A 2,773-nucleotide genomic window follows, 5' to 3' on the forward strand; every position below is an offset into this window, starting at 1 on the left:
GCGCTGACCCCGCGGGCGGGGGACCGGCCGGTCCCCCGCCCGCGGGGTCAGCGCAGCGACATCGAGGCGTAGACCTTGCCCTTGGTGTTGCGGACGGTCACCTCGGAGACGAAGTGCCAGGAGTCGTCGGCCGGCACGGGCTTCGCGGTGGCGTACCAGACGCCCCAGCCGGGACGGCCGGGCAGCTCCAGCAGCTTGCCGCGCACCGGTCCCGCCGCCGTCTCGAGCTCGACGACGGACGCCGTGCCCTTGCCGCCGTAGTACAGGCCGGAGAGGTAGACGCGCTCCGGGGTGCCCTCGGACTGGAGGGAGACGCCGGGGGTGGTCAGGTCGATGTTGCCGTCGACCACGCTGCGGAACTGGCCCTCGGGCATGTCCGGCGTGGTCCAGTGCTTGCCCTCGGGCGTCAGCCACAGCTCGAAGCCGGGCGCGCCGGTGACGCGCTCGCCGGGCTGGACGATGCGGGGTGTGGGGGCGTGCGGCCTGGCTGCCGCCGGGGCGGCGGCTTCGGCAGCTGCCTCGGCGCTCGCCGCCTGCGGCGCCTGTGCCGTCGCCGCCTGCGTCGTCGCGGAGTGCGCCGCGCGGCCGGCCGTGTCGTGGGGCGCCGCGTACGCCAGGGTGGCCGTGCCGGCCACCGCGGCCGTGACGGCCGCACCGGCCAGGTACTTCAGTGTCCGCTTCATGAACGGGCAACTCCTCGTGGAACTCGGGCCCTTGTGGACCCGGGCGATCTGATGGACGGAGGGCGCCTCTCCATCCGTACAAACCCCGGCACCCGGCCCGCCGGATGACACCCGCGGGGGAAATTCTCCACGCGGTTCCCCAGGGGCGTCCGGGGGCCCTCCGCCGCCGCTCGGGGCCGTTCGGCGGGCCGGTACCCGCGTACGCCGGGACCGTCCGAGTTGCCCCGTGCCGGTGATGCGAGAAGGTGAGAGGAGGCCGGGAGGGGATGGGCCCGTGAAGGGAGTCTGCCGTGCCGGACGGCCCCGTCGACGACGCCGCGGTGCTGGACGCGCTGTTCGCCGGCTCCTCCCAGGGGATGTTCCTGCTCGACGGCGACCGCAAGGTCACCCGGTACAACCCGTCCGCGCGCGGGGTGAGCGGCCTGCCCTCCGGCGATGTCGTCGGTCACGACGTGCGGGACTTCGCGCCCGACGTGGAACCGGAGATCGGTCATCTCATCGACGAGGTGCTCGCGACCGGCGAGCCCCTGCGCGGCCGGCTGCTGCGCGGCCGGAGCCCGTCCGAACCGCACCGGACGATGGCCGTGGAGGTGGCGCTGTTCCCGCTGCGTGGCGGCCCCGGCGTGGTCGGTGTGGTGGAGGACGTGACCGAGCGGCAGGCCGCGGCGGACCGTCTGGCCGTGCTCAGCGCGGTGCACCTCACCGTCGGCGCCACGCTGGACGTGCAGGCCACGGCGGACGCCCTGGTCGACGCGTTGGTGCCGGCGTTCACCGACGCGGCGGCCGTGGACCTGCTGGACGACGACCCCGCCGGCGCGGCGCCCCCGTCCGGTCCCCTGCCGACGTCCGTGCCGCTGCGCCGGGTCGCGTTCGCCGCCCCCGACTCGGTCGAGCCGGTCCGGCGCACCGGCGACAGCCGTCCGTTCCCGTTCCCCACGCCGTACACGCAGGCCCTCAGCGACGCGCACGCGCGGCTGGTGCAGGTCACCCCGGACGACCCGTGGCTGGCGACGGACCCGGACGGCTTCGCCGCCCTGCTGGGACGCCAGGTCCACTCCATGATCGTGGCGCCGCTCACCGCCCGGGACACCGTGCTGGGGCTGCTGACGCTGTACCGCGCCCGGGTCGACGCCTTCGAGGAGGCCGACCTGGACGTGGCCCGGCAGGCCGCCGCCACCGCGGCCGTGCACCTGGACAACGCGCGCAGCTACCGCCGTGAGCACGCGGTGGCGTCCGCCCTCCAGCGGCGGCTCCAGCCGGGCGTGACCCCGCGCCTCACGGCGGTGGAGATCGCCCACGTGTACCTGCCGGAGAGCGCGGGCGGCGCCTGGTTCGACGTCATCCCGCTGTCCGGGACCCGGGTGGCGCTGGTCGTCGGGGACGTCGCCGGTCACGGCATCGAGGCGGCGGCCACCATGGGGCAGCTCCGCGTCGCGCTGCGCACCCTGGCCTTGCAGGACCTGGAGACCGACGAGGTGCTGACGCATCTGGACGAGGTCGCCGGGCAGCTCACGGCCGCCGACTCCCGCGACGGGCACCCCTACCTGGCGACCTGCGCGGTCACCGTCTACGACCCGGTCTCCCGGCAGTGTTCCATGATGCGGGCCGGGCATCCCGCCCCGATCCTGGTGGACCCGGACGGCTCGCCGATCGGCGTCGACGTGCCGCTCGGCCCGCCGCTGGGCGCCGAGGAGGGGGCCGCCTTCCTGCCGGCCGTCACCCGCCTCCCGCCGGGCTGCCTGATCGCGCACGTCACCAGCGGCCTGCTGGGCTCGGAAGGACTGGGCGACGGCGACGCGGACGCCGTGCACCGCCTGGAGCACGTACTGGCCACCCCGTCCCGGCCCCTCCAGGAGCTGTGCGACACCGCCCTCTACCGCCTGACGCCCTCCCGGTACGACGACGCCGTCCTGCTGCTCGCCCGCACCGGGTGTCTGCCGCCGGACCGGGTCGCCGACTGGACGCTGCCCGCGGACGCGTCCGTGGTCGGCACGGCCCGCCGGCTCACCGGGCAGCAGCTCGCCGTCTGGGGCCTCGACGACCGCGTCTTCACCACCGAGATCATCGTCAGCGAGCTCGTCACCAACGCC

Annotated in this window: 2 protein-coding genes; one reads left to right on the plus strand and one right to left on the minus strand. The window is 75.5% G+C overall.

The features are described from left to right. Positions 1 to 47 precede the first annotated feature (47 nt). The gene (locus tag CCN29_RS33760) at positions 48 to 683 is read right to left on the minus strand and encodes a hypothetical protein (protein ID WP_086686278.1); all 636 of its coding nucleotides are present in this window, start codon (positions 681 to 683) and stop codon (positions 48 to 50) included. A 290-nt stretch (positions 684 to 973) separates the two neighbouring features. On the opposite strand from CCN29_RS33760, the gene CCN29_RS33765 reads away from it, so the two are divergent. Continuing rightward, positions 974 to 2,773, plus strand: a 1,800-nt coding sequence (locus CCN29_RS33765) for a PP2C family protein-serine/threonine phosphatase (RefSeq protein WP_442538676.1), incomplete at its 3' end; no start/stop codon positions are given.

The organism is Streptomyces pseudogriseolus, assembly GCA_002154585.1.
In the GTDB taxonomy this organism is placed as follows: domain Bacteria; phylum Actinomycetota; class Actinomycetes; order Streptomycetales; family Streptomycetaceae; genus Streptomyces; species Streptomyces pseudogriseolus.

Excerpts from the sequence above, each read along its gene's own strand:
- CCN29_RS33760 (WP_086686278.1), bottom strand. The coding sequence starts at position 683 with ATGAAGCGGACACTGAAGTACCTGGCCGGTGCGGCCGTCACGGCCGCG.